Origin of the sequence: Novosphingobium sp. 17-62-19, from assembly GCF_002256775.1 — a bacterium.
Taxonomy (GTDB): domain Bacteria; phylum Pseudomonadota; class Alphaproteobacteria; order Sphingomonadales; family Sphingomonadaceae; genus Novosphingobium.
Genome location: NZ_NCII01000028.1, coordinates 1 through 17,919 on the forward strand (window position 1 = coordinate 1; position 17,919 = coordinate 17,919).

Genomic DNA, 17,919 nt, shown 5'->3' on the forward strand with positions numbered 1-17,919 from the left:
ACGTCACCCTTGACCGTGGCCATGATGATCTTGCCCTTGGCCTTGGCCCCGGGCTGCTTGGCGGCTTCGATGAAGGGGATGAGGTGGGCCACGGCCTTTTTCATCACGCGGGCCGATTTCACCACTTGCGGCAGGAACATCTTGCCCGAACCGAACAGGTCGCCGACCGTGTTCATGCCTTCCATCAGCGGGCCTTCGATCACTTCGATCGGGCGGCCACCGCGTGCATCGATCATCACGCGCGCTTCTTCGGTATCCTCGACGACATAGGCGTCGATGCCCTTGACCAGCGCGTGTTCAAGGCGGCGCACGACATCCCAGCCGCGCCATTCCTCGGCGGCCTTTTCAGCGACAACATCCTTGCCCTTGTAGCTTTCGGCCAGTTCGATCAGGCGTTCGGTGGCGGTCTGTTCGCCTTCGGCCACCTTGCGGCGATTGAGCACGACGTCTTCGCAGGCTTCACGCAGCACCGGGTCGATCTGGTCATAGATGTCCAACTGGCCTGCGTTGACGATGGCCATGTCCATGCCCGCAGGAATGGCGTGGTAGAGGAACACCGAGTGCATCGCGCGGCGCACGATTTCGTTGCCACGGAAGCTGAACGAGAGGTTCGAGAGACCGCCCGAGATGTGGACATGCGGGCAGCGCGCCTTAATCTCGCGCGTGGCTTCGATGAAATCCAGCCCGTAGTTGTCATGCTCTTCGATGCCGGTGGCGACGGCGAAGACGTTGGGATCGAAGATGATGTCTTCGGGCGGGAAGCCGATGCCGACGAGCAGATCGTAGGCGCGGGCGCATATTTCGACCTTGCGCTCCTTGGTGTCGGCCTGGCCCTTTTCATCGAAGGCCATGACGACAACGGCAGCGCCATAGTCCATGCATTTGCGGGCGTGCGTGAGGAAGGCTTCTTCGCCTTCCTTCATCGAGATCGAATTGACGATGGGCTTGCCCGAAACGCATTTCAGGCCTGCTTCGATCACGTCCCACTTGGAGCTGTCGATCATCACCGGCACGCGGGCGATGTCCGGTTCGGCAGCGATCAGCTTAAGATAGGTGGTCATCGCCTCGACCGCGTCGAGCAGGCCCTCGTCCATGTTGACGTCGATCACCTGCGCGCCGTTTTCCACCTGCTGGCGCGCGACTTCGACGGCCTTGGGGTAATCGCCGGAGAGGATCAGCTTTTTGAACGCGGCGGAGCCGGTGACGTTGGTGCGTTCGCCGACGTTGACGAAGCGGGAGCCGGAGGGGGCCGAAGCGGTGGTGGTGTTCATGTTACTTTCTTTCTCATCCTCCCCGATCCGGGGAGGGGGACCGCCGGTACGGCGGTGGAGGGGGTTATCGTTCCGGCGCTGCGCTGTGTGGAGAACCCCCTCCACCACGCTTCGCGCGGTCCCCCTCCCCGCTGGCGGGGAGGATCGGTTTAGGCAGCCATGATGAACGGTTCGAGACCTGCGAGGCACGTGACCGTTTCGGGCACGGCCATCTCGCGGGCGGGCAGGCCCTGCACCGCCTGCGCCATCGCCGCGATGTGCGCGGGCGTGGAGCCGCAGCAGCCGCCGAGGATGTTGACCTGTCCGTGGTCGGCCCATTCCTTGACAAGGCCCGCCGTGGTTGCAGGCATTTCATCATATTCGCCCAGTTCGTTGGGCAGGCCGGCGTTGGGATAGACCATGATCAGCGTGTCGGCGATTTCGGACAGCGTCTTTACGTGCGGGCGCAGCTGGGTGGCGCCGAACGAGCAGTTGAGACCGATGGTCAGCGGCTTGGCATGGCGGATCGCGTACCAGAATGCCTCGACCGTGTGGCCCGAGAGGTTGCGGCCCGAAAGGTCGGTCAGCGTCATCGACATCATGATCGGGATTTCGCGGCCGAGTTCCTTTTCGACCTGCCGCACGGACATGACGCCTGCCTTGGCATTGAGCGTATCGAACACGGTTTCGATCAGGATGAAGTCTGCGCCACCTTCGACCAGCGCGTGGACCTGTTCGGCATAGACATCGACCAAGTGGTCCCAGTCGATCTCGCGGAAGCCGGGGTCGTTGACGTCGGGGCTGAGCGAAAGCGTCTTGTTCGTGGGGCCGATGGCACCGGCGACGAAGCGGGGGCGGCCATCCTTTGCCGTGAATTCATCGGCCACGCGGCGGGCGAGTTGCGCCGATTGCACGTTGATTTCGCGCACGAGGTGTTCGGCGGCGTAATCGGCCTGGCTGATGCGGTTGGCGCTGAAGGTATTGGTTTCGGCAATGTCCGCACCGGCGTTGAAATAGGCGCGGTGGATGGACTCTGGCACTTCGGGCTTGGTCAGCGCAAGGATGTCGTTGTTGCCCTTCTGGTCCTTGGCAAGGCCCAGCGTGCCGGCATAGTCGGCTTCGGTCAGCTTGAAGTTCTGAATCTCGGTGCCGAACGCACCATCGGTGATGAGGATGCGCTGCTTGGCCTGCTCAAGGAAGGCGGTGCGGGCGGTCGAAGGTGTGAGAATCACGCGGCTTTCTCCAGCGCAGGGCGGGTCGGGCGAAGGCCAAGGAGATGGCAGATCGCGTAAGACAGCTCGGCGCGGTTGAGGGTGTAGAAGTGGAAATCGCGCACGCCACCGGCATAGAGACGGCGCGCAAATTCGGCGGCGATGGTGGCGGCGACGAGCTGGCGCGAGGCGGGGTGCGTGTCGAGGCCTTCGAACAGGCCATCCATCCACGCCGGGATCGCAGCGCCGCAGGCGGCGGCGAATTTGCGGGTTTGTGCGACGTTGGAGACGGGCAGGATGCCGGGGAGGACCGGGGCATCGATGCCCGCAGCCGCCAGCTTGTCGCGGAAGCGGAAGAAGGTTTCGGGTTCGAAGAAGAACTGGCTGATGGCGCGGGTGGCCCCGGCATCGAGCTTGCGCTTCAGGTTGTCGATATCGGCCTGTTGGCTGGGCGAATCGGGGTGCGATTCAGGGTATGCCGCCACTGAGATTTCGAACGGGGCGATGGTCTTCAGGCCAGCGACCAGTTCGGCAGCGTTGGCATAGCCTTCGGGGTGCGGGGTGAAGGGCACGCCGGGCGCGCCCATGTCTCCGCGCAGCGCGACGATGTGGCGCACGCCTGCTTCCCAATAACTTTCGGCCACTTCGCGGATTTCGGCCTTGGTGGCATCGACGCAGGTCAGGTGCGCGGCGGCGGGGAGCTTGGCGTCCTTGATGATGCGGGCGACGGTACCGTGAGTGCGATCACGGGTGGAGCCGCCCGCGCCATAAGTCACTGATACGAAGTGCGGCGCGAACGGGGCGAGGGTTTCGACCACGTCCCACAGCTGCACCATCAACGCGTCGGTCTTGGGCGGGAAGAATTCGAACGACACGTTGATGTCGCCCGGCAACCCGGCAAACAGTGGGGTATCGAGCGCGGTGCGGGCTTCGCGGAGTTGATCGTAGCTGGCGTTCATGGGTCTTCAGGCCTTCCGGCTTTGGCGCGGTTCTAATTGTGTGACGCTGTCTTCGCGCCTTGTGGCGGTCCACAGCTTCACCACGAGTTCGTGGCCCGCCAGCGCGCGGGTCTCGTGCGGGGCGAAGCCGGCATCGCGCAGCATCGCTTCGATCTGCGCATCAGAAAAGCCGAGGCGGGCGTGGGCGTGGGTCTGGCGCAGGTCTTCGCGATCATGCGCGGCGAAATCGACGATGGCGATGCGGCCGCCGGGTGCAGTGACGCGGGCTGCGCCTGCCAGCACGGCTTCGGGCGCTTGAGCATAGTGCAGGACCTGATGGAACAGGACCGTGTCGAAGCTGCGCGCGGCGAAGGGGAGTTGCGCGAAATCGCCCAGCACCAGTTCCACGCTATCGGCGCGCAGATCCTGCAGGCGGGCACGGGCGATGCGCAGCATGTCGGGGCTTTTGTCGAAGGCGACTACGTGCGCGGCGTGGGCGGACAGCAGTTCGGCGATGCGCCCGGTGCCGGTGCCGACATCGAGCAGGCGGCCGAGGCCGGTTTCTCCGGCAAGGCCCAGAAGCATTTCGGTGAGCGCGGATTCGACCGGACCATCGGCGATGTGGAGCGAGCGCAGCTCGTCCCATTCCTCGGCATGGCGGGCAAACCATTCGAGCGCGTGGGTCTGGCGCGAGGAGCGGATGGCATCGAGATGCTGGCGATCTTCGGCGCAGCGGCGGGCGAAGGCGGCGTCCTGCTGTTCGGCCACATCAAGCAGGCGGGCGATGGCAGCGATCAGGGGATTGTCCGAACCTTCGCCCAACCCACTGCGCAGGAACACCCACGCGCCTTCCTTGCGCCGTTCGGCAAGGCCCGAATCGCACAGGATCTTGATATGGCGGGAGACGCGGGGCTGGCTTTGCCCGAGCACCTGCGCAACTTCGCCCACGGCGAGTTCCATGCTGGCCAGCAGACGCAGGATGCGCAGTCTCGTCGGGTCGTCAAGCGCACGGATTGCGTCGTGAATAGCCATGGAGAAGGGATATAAAGAAAACTTTATACGTGTCAACGGATATAAGGATCGCTTTATATGATCTGTTAGCAACACATACAATCGGCATGTAACAATTGCGTTGAGTCAAGGCCGCCGATAGAACAGCGCCGTCAGACCGGCAATGCGCGCTTTGCGCCATGGAGCGGTTACAGGATCAGCCCCTATGGGCCACTTGAGAGGTACTGAGATGAAGAAATACCCGAGCCTCGCCATTGTTGCCGCCGCCGCGCTGGCACTTTCCGCCTGCGGCAAATCGGACGATGCATCCGAAGCAGCAGAAGAAGACACAGTGGAAATGCCTGCGGACGAACTGCCTGCGATGGAGCCTTCGGCGGCTGCCCCTGCCCCCGCGCCTGTGGTTGACGCTTCCGCTGCTGCCGATGCCGAAGCTGATGCCGTGCGCGATACGGCAAACAACGCTGCCGCTGTCGCTGCTGCTGCCCAAGCCGCCGCTGCCGAAGGCGACGAAGCGCCTGCACAGTAAAGTGAGCGCCAATCCCATCCCCGTCAGAACGCCTGTGCGCACGCTGTTGATCGGTGTGATGCTGAGCGTACTGGCGGGCTGCGGATCGGCTGACGAAAAGCCCGGCGGGGTTACCCGTGATGAGGCTGCCGCGCTGGATGCGGCGGCCGAAATGCTCGACAAGCGGGACCTGCCGGACCTGCCCGAAGCAACGGTTCCGGCTCAGGGTGCGCCAGCGCCTGCGGCTTCCTGAACCGGGACGGCTTCGACCAGTCTTGTTACAAGCCAGATGCGCACCGCTCCGGCCAGTCCGGGCGGCGCCTGGCTTCTGATGCGCTCCGCATCGATCCGCGCGACAAGCGCGTTGACCGGCACCCCTTCTCCCACAGCCGCATCACGCAGCATGTCCCAGAACAACGGTTCGAGACTGATAGAGGTCTTGTGCCCGGCAATCTCCACCGAGCGTTTGACCGGCGGGTGATAGGGTGGAGTCAAGACTTGGATGTCCCGACCGCAGAACGGGTACAGTGACTATTTGTAGGAATTGAGAGCATGTTGCATCATGGCATACCCGCGATTGGGTGGGGCTAAGTGGTGACGATCACTCTCGAAATTCATTCCGAAGGCATCGCGAGGAACAACGAACTGCTTTGACCTACCGTCTTTCTTGATCACGTGGATCGAGATTGCTTTGTCGTCAACGAAGCCAATACGGACATCGTCGAAAGGATCGATCCCGTTCGTTGTATTACGGATGGTGTGCTTTGCGACGAATTTGTCGCCCACAGGGATCAACGTCATCACCCCCCCTCTATTGAAATTGACGGGCGGAGCTTTCTACCGAAACTCCGCCCACGATTCATGAATCAATACATATGCTGGCCGCCGTTGAGCGACATGGTGGAACCGGTAACGAACCCGCCATCGTCGGCAGTCAGGAAGGCAACGCCGCGAGCAATTTCCTCGGCATGGCCAAGGCGACCGACCGGAATCTTGGCAACGATCTTTTCGAGCACCGCGGGCGGCACGGCGGCGACCATGTCGGTATCGATATACCCTGGTGCGATGGCGTTGACGGTCACGCCGTACTTGGCGCCTTCCTGTGCCAGCGCCTTGGTAAAGCCATGGATGCCCGACTTGGCGGCGGCATAGTTGACCTGACCATATTGCCCGGCCTGCCCGTTGATCGAACCGATATTCACGATGCGGCCCCAGCCGCGTTCACGCATACCGGGGAAGGTAGCCTTGGCCATATTGAAGCAGCCACCAAGATTGATGCGCATGACTTCGTTCCAGTCATCGAAGCTCATCTTGTGCAGCACGCCATCGCGCGTGATCCCGGCATTGTTGACCACGATATCGATCTCGCCCACCTCGGCAGCGATGCGGGCGCAGCCATCAAGTGCTGCGTGATGATCACCCACATCGAAGCGGTATGCGGGGATGCCGGTCTCTGCGGTAAAGGCCCGTGCCTTTTCATCATTTCCGGCATAGTTGGCCACGACCGTACGGCCCTGCGCCTTCAATGCCATGCAAATGGCCTGCCCGATTCCGCGCGTTCCGCCGGTGACTACTGCAATTCGCGACATTCACAATCTCCCGAAATTCGCTCACGCGGCTACGGTAGGTTCATGACGGGGATGCGACAAGTTACCAAATACGCAAATGCTGCAGGTGCAGCAACGAATTGCTGCAAAGCAACCTGCAGCAACATAAGATCACACAGAAATTGATAAAGAAAACGCGCGCTCAATTGATCGTTTAATTGGAGCGCATTTCCGTAAATCAGTGTCAGAAGCGGAACTGGGTTCCGACATAGACCGCCTGATTGTCCTGCTTGCCATCGGTAAGCGGCAACAGCCGGTCACGCTCAGGCGAGTAGCGCACGCCGGCGGTGACATTGAGATTGCGGGTCAGGCGATAGCTGCCGCCGAGATCGACCTGATAGTCACCTTGCCCTTCGAGCGTGCGCGGTGCGCGGCCAGCCTGATCGCGGCCTTCAGCTTCGATCCGGGGCGCAAAGCGGCTGGGCTTTGACGCAGGGCTAGCAACTTTGAACTGTGCGAGATCGGGCATATCGATCCGCTGCATATCCGCGAGCGGCGAAGCTGAAGCTGCCGGCGTTGCAAAGCTGGCATAGCCGCGCGCAAGACCAAGGTTGAACGCCATCGGTGCGATGCGCACTTGCGAAGTACCTGCCGCAGACGAGGCATCAGCCAGCGTTTTGCGGACGGCAAAACCCTGTGCGCTGAGCGAATCAACGCGAACGGCAACGGTGACCGAGCGATTAGGGCGGCCATCTGATCCGGCCGGCGTGAAGCGGAACAGCTTACCGCTTTTCAAAGCGCGGACCGTGATTTGTGCAGCGAGTCGTTCGTCCACCGAAGCAGGCGTGAACGAACCGATGCCACCGCGCGCTGCAAGGCTGACAGGAGCCTTGTCGAAACCGCTGGAGAAAGCAGACGTAACAGTAGGCGCAACGAGCAGCGCGAGACCGATGGCTCCGCCAAGAATCAACGGGTTGCGCGCACCAGACAAGGGCAGGCGGCGACGCATGGCGCCATCTTCCGCTGATTTTCTGCCCCGTCCAAACATCGTAAAACGCCTTCGCCCCATTTTGAGCTTAGCCTGCAGAAGCCTGCAAAGCCGCCCTGTCTACCTACTCCCACCTGCACATTCGCGGTTCAGCGATTCCATGCAAGCGCTTTATTCAATGACCCTCAATACGGATGAAAGGTGAAAGTTTCCAGTACCAAGCCCCGTATTGTTACCGCTGACAGAAACTTCCCTGTCAGGTGTGGCCCAATGTCCACATTCAGGATCAAAAGATAACCTCATGCAGCGCCTTGCCCGGCCTCTTGGGATTCAGCAAAGGTTCACGCGTGCGCAAGCCAATTGCGCTCGTTGTTTGGAGGGCCAATCGCGTCCCCCTTCATCACGCTTGCCGCATGGTGCGCGGCGGTGATAGAGGCCGATTTCAGCACGCGCCGTTCACGGATGCGCAAACCTGCGGCAACATGGCTGCAAGCAAGGACTGTTTCGTAGTGACCACTACTGTCAAAACTGGGCGCAACACCCGCAAGATGCTGGTTGGCGGCGCGATCATCGCCAGCATGGCCGTTCTCGTCAGCGGTTGCGGCAAGAAGGAGCGGCCCAAGGCCGACCTCGCCGCAAGCCAGGTCACCACGATTGGCGTCAATTCCTATCTCTGGCGCGCCAGCCTTGACGCGCTGTCGTTCATGCCCCTGCTCCAGACCGACAGCAACGGCGGCGTGATCGTGACCGATTGGTACGCCAATCCCAAGAGCCCCGGCGAACGTGTGAAGGTGACGGTTTCGATCGTCGATCAGGATCTGCGCGCCGATGCGCTGCGCGTGGCGGCCAGCCGCCAGATTTCGCAGGGTGGCCAGTGGGTCGATGCTCCGGTGCAGGCTGCCACCGTGCAGAAGCTGGAAGACATCATCCTGACCAAGGCGCGTGATCTGCGCCGCGCGGCGATTGCGGGGTAATTCCGCTACAGGCGAATCTTGCGTGTCATGGCTGCGCTGCCTAGAGGAGCGCGCATGACCGCGAACATTCCCGCCAATACCGCTCCAGAGCGCTTCGATCCCGCCATTGCCGACACCCGTTGGCAGCAGGTGTGGGACGAGGAGCAGTCCTTCCGCGCCGATGATTCGAGCGTAAAGCCCCGTAGCTATGTGCTGGAGATGTTCCCCTATCCTTCGGGGCGCATCCACATCGGCCACGTGCGCAATTACACGATGGGCGATGTGCTTGCGCGCTACAAGCGGATGCGCGGGTTCGAAGTGCTCCACCCGATGGGCTGGGATGCCTTCGGGATGCCCGCCGAAAACGCGGCGATGGAAAAGGGTGTCCACCCCGGCGGCTGGACGCGCGACAATATTGCCAACATGAAGGCGCAGTTGAAACGGCTGGGTTTTGCGCTCGATTGGAGCCGCGAGATCGCGACCTGCGAGCCGGAGTACTATGGCCACGAACAGGCGCTGTTCCTTGATCTTTATGCTGCGGGCCTTGTCTATCGCAAGGAATCGACGGTCAACTGGGATCCGGTGGATCACACCGTGCTCGCCAATGAGCAGGTGATCGATGGGCGCGGCTGGCGGTCTGGCGCGCTGGTGGAGAAGCGCAAGCTGAACCAGTGGTTCCTCAAGATCACCGACTTTGCCGACGAGTTGCTCGAAGGTCTCTCGACGCTGGACAAGTGGCCCGAGAAGGTGCGCACGATGCAGGAAAACTGGATCGGCAAGAGCCAGGGCCTGCAGTTCGGGTTCGATCTTTCGAACGGCGAGCGGGTGGAGGTTTACACCACCCGGCCCGACACGATTTTCGGCGCGAGCTTTGTGGCCGTGGCTGCGGATCACCCGATTGCGCAGAGCGTGGCGGCAGGTTCAACAGACGCGCAGGACTTCATTGCACTGTGCAAGCAGGGCGGGACCACAGCGGCTGAGCTGGAAACGGCGGAGAAGCTGGGTTTCGACACCGGGATCACCGCCAAGCACCCGTTCACGGCCGAGGACCTGCCAGTCTTCATCGCCAACTTCGTGCTGATGGAATATGGCACCGGCGCGATCATGGCCGTGCCGGGGCACGACCAGCGCGACTTCGATTTTGCCACCAAATACGGTCTGCCGATCCTGCGCGTAGTTGCCGCCGATCCTGCCGACGCGGACAAGCCCTTTGCGGGTGAGGCCGAGGCTGGCGATGGCGTGCTGGTGAATTCCGGTTTCCTTGATGGCATGAGCGTGGGTGAGGCCAAGGCCGCAGTCATTGGCCGCGCGCAAGGAGAAGGCTGGGGCGAAGGCAAGACCGTGTGGCGCCTGCGCGACTGGGGCGTGAGCCGTCAGCGCTATTGGGGCACGCCGATCCCGTTCATCCACTGCGAGGTTTGCGGTGTGGTGCCGGTGCCAAAGAAGCAGTTGCCGGTGACTTTGCCAGAGGACGTGACGTTTGATGTGCCCGGCAATCCGCTGGATCGGCACCCGACATGGAAGCATGTCGATTGCCCACAGTGCGGCCATCCGGCGCGGCGCGAAACCGATACACTCGACACTTTCGTCGATTCGTCTTGGTATTTCCTGCGTTTTGCCAGCCAGCCGGAGGACCGGCCGTTTGATCCCGAAGAAATCAAGCGCTGGCTGCCAGTGGAGCAGTATATCGGCGGGATCGAACATGCGATCCTGCACCTGCTCTATGCGCGGTTCTGGACGCGGGCGCTAGCGCGGATCGGCAAGATCGAGGTGACAGAGCCGTTCGGCAGCCTGTTCACGCAGGGGATGGTGACGCACGAGACTTATGAGCGGAAGAATCCCGAGAACGGGCAGCCGGTGTTCTTCTCGCCCTTTGAAGTGGAGCGCACGAGCGAGGGTGCAACGCTGAAGGCTGATGGCGCGCCGGTGGAAGTGGGCCGTGTCATCAAGATGTCGAAGTCCAAGAAGAATGTCGTGGACCCGGACGAAATCGTTGCCAAGTACGGGGCGGATGCGATCCGCTGGTTCATGCTTTCGGACTCCCCGCCCGAGCGCGACCTGCCGTGGTCCGAAGCCGGGATCGAGGGCTGCGCGCGCTTTGTGCAGCGGTTGTGGCGCTTGTTCGGGCAGGAAGGCGCTGGCGGGGCGGGCGCAGACGCGCATGAAGACAAGGCGCTCGACCGCAAAGTCCATCAAACCGTAGATGGTGTCGCCAAGGACATTGAGGCGCTCTCGTTCAATAAGGCGGTGGCGCGCATCTATGAGCTGACCGGCGTCATCGAGAAGGCGGGCTATTCGGCCAGCCGCACCCAGGCAATCCGCGCCCTGCTCAAGCTCGTCTCGCCCATGATGCCGCACATCGCCGAAGAAGCATGGGCGAAAAACACCTTCGGAAACTTCGGGCTGATCGCCGATGCGGCTTGGCCCGAGGTTGATCCGGCGCTGCTGGTTGATGACGAAGTGACCGTTGCCGTTCAGGTCAAAGGCAAACTGCGAGATACGCTGACGGTGGCCAAGGGCACGCCGAAAGAAGAACTTGAGCGCCTTGCCCTTGCGTCCGAGAAAGTGCAGCGTGCGCTGGAAGGGGCGGAAGTGAAAAAGGTGATCGTTGTGCCTGACCGTCTGGTGAATCTTGTCGCCTAAGCGCCTGCTTCTGCTGGGCGCGCCGCTGCTGCTGGTCGGGTGCGGGTTGCAACCTATGTATACCGGCGGTGGCACTGGCAATGTGGCGCGCGCGCTATCCGACATCGCGATTTCTCCCATCGAGGGGCAATCGGGCTGGCTGGTGCGCAATGCCCTGGCCGACCGGCTGGGCGCTGGCGCGAAGAGCGATGGCACGCGCTATCGTCTCGACATCCGGCTGGACGACAAGGTCGAGGGGTTGGGCCAGCTGTCGAACGACACGATCACCCGCGAACGTCGCACTTTGCGGGCGCGGTATCAGCTGATCGATCAGCAGGATGGCGAAGTCCTGCTGGATGCGACCGCCGGGTCCGATGCCGGGTTCGATGTGGTGAACAGCGAATACGCGGTGATTGCAGCCGAGCAGACCGCGCTCGAAAACCTGTCGCAGGAAGTGGCTGACCAGATCATTACCCGCGTTTCGGTCCGCCTGCGCGACACGCCGTGACGGCGCGGTGAAGGTTACCCAAAAGAACTTTGCGAGCAGTGCCGCCCGCGCGGTAAAGGATTGCCGCGTCTTCTATTTCTGCGGCCCCGACGAATCGGGCGCAAGTGACGCAGCAGCGCGAATCAGTGCGATGCTGGCTGCGGCGCTGGGTGAGGCCGAAAAGGTTGACCTGAGCGGCAGCGAATTGAAACGCGATCCTGTGCGGCTGGCCGACGAAGCGCGCTCAGTCTCGCTGTTCGGTGACAAGCGGATCATCTACGTGCGCGCCACGGGCGACGATGCCCACGATGCCGTGGCAGCATTGCTGGAAAGCCCGGTAGGGGGCTGGCCGGTGATCATCGTTGCCACATCGGCCACCGACAAATCGCGCATCGCCAAGCTGCTGGACAATCGCGACGATGCCATGGTGGGCATGTTCTACCCACCCGACCTGCGCTCCGTGGCAGGGACCGTGCGGAGCATGGGCGATGCTGTGGGCGTTCGGCTCAGCGATGATCTGGCCGAACGGATTGCGCGGTCCACCGCCCTCGACACACGCATGGCACGCAGCGAGATCGAGAAGCTGGCGTTGTTTCTGGATGCGAGTCCACAAGCCCCGCGTCAGGCAGATGCTGCGGCGCTGGACGCGATCTGCGCTGTGAGCGAGGATGACGGGATGATGCCGCTGGTCAACGCGGTGTTGAGCGGCGAAGTGCGCAAAATTCCCTCCGAGCTTTCCCGAATGCGCGAACAGGGTATCAATCCCGTAGGGCTGGTTCTGGCGCTTGAACGCCGCGCTGCACAACTGATTCAACTCGCCGCCCGGATCGGTGACCGCACTGACGTCAACAGTTTCATCGAGCAGGACAAGAGCGTGTTTTTTCGGGACAAACCCGACCTCAAGCAGCAACTGAAGCGCTGGCGCGGTGCCCGACTCACCCGACTGTGCGAACGACTCATGATGCTGCACCGCACCCTAATCGAGGACAACCGCAACGGAGAGCTGGCAGTTGCACAGGGTCTGGCAGAAATTGCACGCGCTGCTGCGCGGTAAACTGTGGCGGATTTCCGGTGTTCGGTGTGGTGAATCTCACTTCTGGACAGGAACCTGCTTGCTATCGCCGCCGCACTAGGTATTTTTGCGCAGTGCAATAACAATAGGTCGGTCGCACCAAGCACGAGTTCGAGCTTCGGTTCACCTGTCAATTCTTGACACGTGATTCAAAGCATGAGGGGCAGCAGAAGCGATGACGAAGCACATCCCGGCAAGCGAAATTCGCATGTCGCAGGAACGCAGGAGAGTGACCCTGCCTCTTGCGCCGTCGCTGGAGCAGCGACGCCTGCAGCTTTACGCTGTTTTCCTGTTATTTGATGCGCTGGCGATCTTCGGCGGGCTTGGTACGGCTTCATGGTTGTACCTGGGGGATTTCTTCGAGGCCGATTCGATCCTTCACACGCAAGTGATGATTCCGCTGTACTGGACCATTGCACTCAGCGTGCAGGTCTATTCGCTAACGTCGCTGCGCCGGATCAACTTTGCGCGCGGGCGTGCTGTGGTTTCGCTTCTCGGCGCGGAAGCAGTACTCCTGTTTGTTGGTTTTGCCACCAAGAGCACGGATGAATTCTCCCGCGTTTCGGCCATTCTCGGCCTCGCACTCAGCTTGATCCTGCTGGTGTGGCTGCGCTCGCTGGTTTGCCCGCTGGTTCATGCCCGCTGTGGTGAGGCAGCAACCAACACCCTTCTGATCGACGATGGCGGCGTGGCGCTGCGCGTACCGCACGCCTTCCATATCGATGCCCGCGAACATCATCTGGCACCTGACCTGGGCGATCCACACATGATGGACCGCTTGGGCCTGTACATGCTCAATATGGACAGGGTTCTGGTAAGCTGCCCGTCCGAACGACGGGCCGCATGGGCGCTCGTGTTCAAGAGCGCCAACGTTTCAGGCGAAATCGTTGATCCCGATGTACGAACGCTTGGCGTTATCGGCGCACGGCGTGAACGCGACTACAGCGCGCTGATCGTAGCGATGGGCCCGCTGGGCCTGCGCGCCCGCGCTATCAAGCGTGCGCTGGACGTGGCGCTGGCCGGCGGTGCTGTGCTGGCTTTGGCGCCGTTGCTGCTGGTGGTAGCACTGCTGATCAAGCTGGAAGACGGTGGTCCGGTATTCTTCGTGCAGAAGCGCACCGGGCGCGGCAACCGCTTCTTCCCGATCTTCAAATTTCGTTCGATGCGTGTCGAAAAACTGGACGCCAGTGGAAACCGGTCTGCCAGCAAGGACGATGACCGCATCACCCGCATCGGCCGCTTCATACGCGGCACCAGCATTGACGAACTTCCACAGCTTTTCAATGTCTTGCGTGGCGAGATGTCGATCGTTGGTCCCAGACCTCACGCGATCGGGTCACTGGCCGGGGACAAGCTGTTCTGGGAAGTCGATCATCGCTACTGGCTGCGTCACTCGCTCAAACCCGGCCTTACAGGGCTGGCGCAGGTGCGGGGCCTGCGCGGCGCGACCGATACCGAAAACGATCTTGCCCATCGTTTGCAGGCCGATCTTGAATATCTGGATGGCTGGACGATCTGGCGTGACCTGAAAATCATCATCAACACCGCCAGCGTCCTCGTTCACGATCGCGCCTTTTGATCTCTGCACTGTCAGTCAGATTGCGCGGACGGACTGCCTTTCTGGTTTTCGACCACAGGTTTGGGTGTGGCCGGGCAGGTCAGGCCGGGAATCTCCGCCTGCAACCGCTCTACCCGCTTGGAAAAGGAGCGATGGGTCGGCGCGCGCAAGAACCCGAGCCAGTCACGTTTGCGCAAACGATCAAGCAGGACGCTGCCCGCAGCAGCGTTGTAACCAGCGCAGTGGATCAAGCCGATGCCGAGCGAATCCGCTGCGTCTTCCATCCGGCGGCGCTTGGAGATGCCACCTCCCCGCCGATCCCGATGAATGATGTGCGCCAGTTCGTGCCCCGCGACCATCGCCAGTTCATCGTCATTCTGCGCAAGTGTGACCAGGCCGGCCGAGATCGAAACGTTGCGGGCATCGCTATGCGCATCAATGCTGCGATCCACTTCAAGCACCAGCCGCGCGGCGCAATGGCGTTTTGGGAGGATGGTGACCGCAAGGTTTGTTCCCTGGCGGCGGACTGTAATTTCGATCAGGCGTTCGGGCGACGTCGTGGCAATTTCCTCAAGCAGCGCTTCGGCCACCAGCGGGCCAGCCTTGCGCCGCTCGGCAATCGCGTCGACCGAGAATCCGCCGACGGCTTCGATCTCGTCCCCCACCACAAGCCCTGCGCGTTCCGCAGGGCCACCGGGCACGAGGGCTGCGACGACGGGGCGGTCGGCCAAGCCCAATGTGCTGGCCAGCACGGGCCAATCCGCCTTGCGGTACGCCCTTCGATCATCGAAAACCACGCCGATATCGGCCGCAACACCAGGGCAAAGCCCGCTTGCCGCATCGCGCAATCGCCATTCGACCTGCGCTACGCGAGCCATGTCCGCCCGCAATCGCGTCGGCCAGAGCACTGCCTCGTCCGAGGTTTCGCCGGCGCTCACGGGAATCGCAGTAGAAAGCGCCAATGCTGCAAGACCGCTGGCGCAGCGACGGAGCCAGACCTTGCCGCGCCCGCGCGCTACGTCCGCATTCAAAGCCATGCGATTCCCTTCAGGCCTAGGCAAAAACGTCTCCCGCCAAAAAGGGGATATGCATTTACACTTATGCCGCATTGCACCATTTCAACATGCTTGCTAGGTCCAAAATGGAAGAAACGGGAGGAGCACTGCACGGTGAATCGCCCTGCCCCTTCTGCACATGACGCCTACCATCAGTAAGTACCGAAAGTTACGCGGAAATCATGATAGCCGACAGGAGTCCACTTTGAAGATTGCCATTCTCGGCCTTGGCTACGTTGGTTGCACTGCAGCAGGATGCATCGCCAGCCAGGGGCATCATGTTCTTGGCATTGATGTAAGCGCAGCAAAAGTGGAAACGCTGAACGCGGGCCGCTCTCCGGTTTACGAACCGGGGCTGGACGATCTGATCACAACAGCACGGACCGAAGGTCGACTGGAGGCTGTAACCGAGATCGGCGACAAGCTTGACGATGCTGACATCGCCATTGTCTGCGTAGGCACGCCAAGTGGCGTCGATGGCGCGCACAACATGAGCTACATCGTGCAGGTAACGCGCGCGATTGCATCGGCGATCAAGCCTGACCGCGCAAAGGCGCTGACGGTCGTTTACCGCTCCACCATGCGCCCCGGCACGACCGAGCAGATGATCCTGCCGATCTTCCGCACCGCACTGGGCGATGCCTGCGATTCGCTGGTCGAACTGGTCTACAATCCCGAATTCCTGCGCGAGGCCACTGCGATTGAAGACTACTTCAATCCGCCCAAGATCGTGCTGGGCACCATCGACGGCACTCCTTCCGAGAGCATGGTTGCGCTGCACGAAGGCATCGAAGCGCCGATCTTCCACGTGGGCATCCGCGAGGCCGAGATCACCAAGTTCGTCGACAACACCTGGCACGCGGTAAAGGTTGCCTTTGCCAATGAAGTGGGTCGGGTTTGCCAGAATCTCGATATATCGGCCAAGCAGGTTCACCAGATTTTCGTTTCGGACACGAAGCTGAATATCTCGCCCTACTACACGCGTCCGGGCGGCCCCTTCGGCGGATCGTGCCTGCCAAAAGATGTGCGCGCACTGCAGCATATAGCAGCAGACACGGGCGCGCAGACACACCTCGTCGATTCGCTGCTGCGCAGCAATGATGCTCACAAGCACCACCAGTTCCTGCAAGCGACCCAAGGGCTTCAACCCGGTGCGCGCGTGCTGCTCGTAGGCCTTTCGTTCAAAGCCGATACGGATGACTTGCGCGAAAGCCCGGCGGTGGACATGGCCCGCAAGCTGCTCGACGCAGGCTATGCGCTGGACGTCTATGATCCACAACTGAAGCCGGAAAGCCTTATTGGCCAGAACCTTGGCTATGCCTATGCGATCCTGCCGACCATTGACGGTTTGCTGGTGGACAAGGCGACCGCCGAAGCGCGTGATTATGCCGTCGTGGTTGCTACCAATCGTCTGATCAAGGACCTGTCTGTGGAAGGCAAGCGCGTGGTCGATGTGAGCGCGATTGCATGAACGCGCCCGTCGCCGCATCTGACTTCGAATTTCCCACGGAGATTCCGGGCCTTCCGCTGAAAGGCAAAAAGGTGCTGATCGTGGTCGAGAACCTGCCGCTGCCGTTTGACCGGCGCGTGTGGCAGGAAGCGCGCACACTGAAGGCTGCGGGCGCGCTCGTCTCGATCATCTGCCCCACGGGCAAGGGATACGAGAAGCGGTTCGAGGTGATCGACGGCATCGACATCCACCGCCATCCCCTGCCGATCGAGGCGAGCGGGGCGCTGGGCTTCTTGCTGGAATATGGCGCGGCGCTGTTCTGGGAAACGGTGCTTACGTGGAAGATCTTCTTCAAGCGCGGGATCGATGTGATTCAGGGCTGTAACCCGCCCGACCTGATCTTCCTCGTTGCGCTGCCGCTGAAGCTCTTCGGCGTGAAGTACATCTTCGACCACCACGACATCAATCCAGAGCTTTATGAAGCCAAGTTCGACAAGCGCGGCTTTTTCTGGAAGCTGATGGTGCTGTTTGAAAAGCTGACCTTCAAGGCCGCCGATGTTTCGATGGCCACCAACCAGTCCTACCGCAAGATCGCCATCGAGCGCGGAGGCATGGACCCGGACAAGGTTTTCGTCGTGCGTTCCGGCCCCGACCTCAGCCGATTGAAGCGCGTGCCTCCGGTGGAAAGCTGGAAGAACGGGCGCCAATACCTCGTGGGCTATGTCGGCGTGATGGGTGATCAGGAAGGTATCGACCTGCTGATCGACGCGGTGGAGCACATCGTGCGCGTCAAGCAGCGCAGCGACATCCAGTTCTGTCTTGTTGGCGGCGGTCCGAGCCTTGCCAAGCTCAATGACCTGGTGGCCGAAAAGGGGCTGGCCGATTTCGTCCACTTCACCGGACGCGCACCTGATCAGGACTTGTTCGAAGTGCTCTCGACCATGGACGTTGGCGTAAACCCGGACCGGGTGAACGCGATGAACGACAAGTCGACCATGAACAAGATCATGGAATACATGAGCCTCGAGAAGGCCATCGTGCAGTTTGACGTGACCGAAGGCCGCTTTTCGGCGCAGGAAGCCTCGCTCTATGCCAAGGCGAACGACCCCGTCGACATGGCTGAAAAGATCATCGAACTGATCGAAGACCCGGCCCGCCGCGCCCAAATGGGGGCGCTGGGCCGCAAGCGCGTGGAAACCGAGCTTAACTGGGGCCACCAGATCGCACCTCTGATTGCCGCCTATCGCAAGGCGCTGAAGCTTGATGCCTGAA

The 17,919-nt window shown here is 61.5% G+C and carries 18 protein-coding genes; 9 read left to right on the plus strand and 9 right to left on the minus strand.

Going from position 1 to position 17,919, the window contains the following annotated elements; all coding sequences use genetic code 11:
* The 4 genes from B7X90_RS06975 to B7X90_RS06990 form a co-directional block, all read right to left on the minus strand.
* The coding region (locus tag B7X90_RS06975) for a dihydropteroate synthase (protein WP_292622979.1) at positions 1-1,271 on the minus strand (1,271 nt) is incomplete at its 3' end.
* 149 nt (positions 1,272-1,420) lie between these two features.
* Positions 1,421-2,482 (minus strand): homocysteine S-methyltransferase family protein, encoded by a 1,062-nt coding sequence (locus B7X90_RS06980; RefSeq protein WP_292622981.1) that lies wholly within the window; start codon positions 2,480-2,482, stop codon positions 1,421-1,423.
* Positions 2,479-3,420, minus strand: a complete 942-nt coding sequence (gene metF / locus B7X90_RS06985) for a methylenetetrahydrofolate reductase [NAD(P)H] (protein ID WP_292622983.1) — start codon at positions 3,418-3,420, stop codon at positions 2,479-2,481. Before metF ends, B7X90_RS06980 begins: the two co-directional genes overlap by 4 nt.
* Positions 3,421-3,426: 6 nt before the next feature.
* The gene (locus B7X90_RS06990) at positions 3,427-4,431 is read right to left on the minus strand and encodes a metalloregulator ArsR/SmtB family transcription factor (protein WP_292622984.1); all 1,005 of its coding nucleotides are present in this window, start codon (positions 4,429-4,431) and stop codon (positions 3,427-3,429) included.
* Between the two features lie 208 nt (positions 4,432-4,639).
* On the opposite strand from B7X90_RS06990, the gene B7X90_RS06995 reads away from it, so the two are divergent.
* Together B7X90_RS06995 and B7X90_RS07000 are read left to right on the plus strand one after the other, a co-directional pair.
* The gene (locus B7X90_RS06995; protein ID WP_292622986.1) at positions 4,640-4,936 is read left to right on the plus strand and encodes a hypothetical protein; all 297 of its coding nucleotides are present in this window, start codon (positions 4,640-4,642) and stop codon (positions 4,934-4,936) included.
* Position 4,937: 1 nt separating this feature from the next.
* Positions 4,938-5,168, plus strand: a complete 231-nt coding sequence (locus tag B7X90_RS07000) for a hypothetical protein (protein ID WP_292622989.1) — start codon at positions 4,938-4,940, stop codon at positions 5,166-5,168.
* On the opposite strand, the gene B7X90_RS07005 is transcribed toward B7X90_RS07000, so the two are convergent.
* The 4 genes from B7X90_RS07005 to B7X90_RS07020 all read right to left on the minus strand — a co-directional run bounded on the left by B7X90_RS07005 (position 5,138) and on the right by B7X90_RS07020 (position 7,471).
* On the minus strand, positions 5,138-5,410 hold the full coding sequence (locus B7X90_RS07005) for a ribbon-helix-helix domain-containing protein (protein WP_292622992.1): 273 nt from the start codon (positions 5,408-5,410) through the stop codon (positions 5,138-5,140). The genes B7X90_RS07000 and B7X90_RS07005 overlap by 31 nt on opposite strands.
* A gap of 36 nt (positions 5,411-5,446) precedes the next feature.
* Complete coding sequence (locus B7X90_RS07010; RefSeq protein WP_292622994.1) at positions 5,447-5,716, minus strand: hypothetical protein; 270 nt, start codon at positions 5,714-5,716, stop codon at positions 5,447-5,449.
* Positions 5,717-5,781: 65 nt separating this feature from the next.
* On the minus strand, positions 5,782-6,504 hold the full coding sequence (gene phbB / locus B7X90_RS07015; RefSeq protein WP_292622996.1) for an acetoacetyl-CoA reductase: 723 nt from the start codon (positions 6,502-6,504) through the stop codon (positions 5,782-5,784).
* Positions 6,505-6,706: 202 nt separating this feature from the next.
* Complete coding sequence (locus tag B7X90_RS07020) at positions 6,707-7,471, minus strand: hypothetical protein (protein ID WP_292622999.1); 765 nt, start codon at positions 7,469-7,471, stop codon at positions 6,707-6,709.
* A gap of 527 nt (positions 7,472-7,998) precedes the next feature.
* Here B7X90_RS07020 and B7X90_RS07025 point away from each other — a divergent pair.
* The 5 genes from B7X90_RS07025 to B7X90_RS07045 all read left to right on the plus strand — a co-directional run bounded on the left by B7X90_RS07025 (position 7,999) and on the right by B7X90_RS07045 (position 14,163).
* Positions 7,999-8,424 (plus strand): DUF3576 domain-containing protein, encoded by a 426-nt coding sequence (locus B7X90_RS07025; RefSeq protein WP_292623028.1) that lies wholly within the window; start codon positions 7,999-8,001, stop codon positions 8,422-8,424.
* A gap of 54 nt (positions 8,425-8,478) precedes the next feature.
* Positions 8,479-11,046: a leucine--tRNA ligase gene (gene leuS, locus B7X90_RS07030; RefSeq protein WP_292623001.1), complete on the plus strand. Its 2,568-nt coding sequence runs from the start codon at positions 8,479-8,481 to the stop codon at positions 11,044-11,046.
* A gap of 55 nt (positions 11,047-11,101) precedes the next feature.
* Positions 11,102-11,533, plus strand: a complete 432-nt coding sequence (lptE, locus tag B7X90_RS07035; RefSeq protein ID WP_292623030.1) for an LPS assembly lipoprotein LptE — start codon at positions 11,102-11,104, stop codon at positions 11,531-11,533.
* A 7-nt stretch (positions 11,534-11,540) separates the two neighbouring features.
* Entirely contained in the window at positions 11,541-12,566 is a 1,026-nt protein-coding gene (gene holA / locus B7X90_RS07040) for a DNA polymerase III subunit delta (RefSeq protein WP_292623002.1), read from the plus strand.
* Between the two features lie 193 nt (positions 12,567-12,759).
* Positions 12,760-14,163, plus strand: a complete 1,404-nt coding sequence (locus B7X90_RS07045; RefSeq protein ID WP_292623004.1) for a sugar transferase — start codon at positions 12,760-12,762, stop codon at positions 14,161-14,163.
* Between the two features lie 11 nt (positions 14,164-14,174).
* On the opposite strand, the gene B7X90_RS07050 is transcribed toward B7X90_RS07045, so the two are convergent.
* Positions 14,175-15,179, minus strand: a complete 1,005-nt coding sequence (locus tag B7X90_RS07050) for a M48 family metallopeptidase (RefSeq protein ID WP_292623006.1) — start codon at positions 15,177-15,179, stop codon at positions 14,175-14,177.
* 223 nt (positions 15,180-15,402) lie between these two features.
* On the opposite strand from B7X90_RS07050, the gene B7X90_RS07055 reads away from it, so the two are divergent.
* Positions 15,403-16,668: a nucleotide sugar dehydrogenase gene (locus tag B7X90_RS07055; RefSeq protein ID WP_292623007.1), complete on the plus strand. Its 1,266-nt coding sequence runs from the start codon at positions 15,403-15,405 to the stop codon at positions 16,666-16,668.
* Positions 16,665-17,918: a glycosyltransferase family 4 protein gene (locus tag B7X90_RS07060; RefSeq protein ID WP_292623010.1), complete on the plus strand. Its 1,254-nt coding sequence runs from the start codon at positions 16,665-16,667 to the stop codon at positions 17,916-17,918. The genes B7X90_RS07055 and B7X90_RS07060 overlap by 4 nt, the downstream gene beginning before the upstream one ends.
* Position 17,919 lies beyond the last annotated feature (1 nt).